Genomic DNA, 527 nt, shown 5'->3' on the forward strand with positions numbered 1-527 from the left:
CGCTCTTCGTTGGCTTGAACTTGTTCCAGTCGGCCTTCACCAACTGGTGCCCGATGATGGCATTCTTGAGACGCGCCGGCATTCGGGGGTAACCCTCGGTTCACCTTGGACGAGCTGTTCGTGATCGACAGTATTCGGCTCACGCCAGATCCCTATCAATGCGACTGCCCTTCACGCGTGAGCAATTCTTCGACGTATTTGCCGCCTACAACGGGACACTGTGGCCTGGCGTCGTGGCGTTGTGGATCGCGTCTGTCCTGGTGTGCGCATTCCTGCTGGCATCGTCGCGACGGCCGTCCGGCCGCATCATCAGTGCGTTTCTTGCGACCCACTGGGCCTGGTCTGCTCTCGCGTATCACGCTGCCTTCTTCACGCGGATCAACCCTGCGGCGTGGTTATTCGCGGCGCTGTTCCTCGTGCAGGCAGGCCTCCAGTTCTGGTGGGGCGTGGTGCAGAACCGTCAGCGGTTCGCTCCGACGCGTTCGTCCTGGGCGCTTCTCGCATGGGTGTTCATCGCGTACGCGCTG

The 527-nt window shown here is 61.7% G+C and carries 2 protein-coding genes; both read left to right on the top strand.

From position 1 onward, the window contains the following. Positions 1-92: DUF2892 domain-containing protein (locus GEV06_29265; protein ID MPZ21926.1), on the top strand; the 92-nt coding region annotated here is incomplete at its 5' end. A 66-nt stretch (positions 93-158) separates the two neighbouring features. After that, a partial coding sequence (locus GEV06_29270) for a hypothetical protein (GenBank protein ID MPZ21927.1) occupies positions 159-527 on the top strand: 369 nt, incomplete at its 3' end.

Source organism: Luteitalea sp., from assembly GCA_009377605.1.
In the GTDB taxonomy this organism is placed as follows: domain Bacteria; phylum Acidobacteriota; class Vicinamibacteria; order Vicinamibacterales; family Vicinamibacteraceae; genus WHTT01.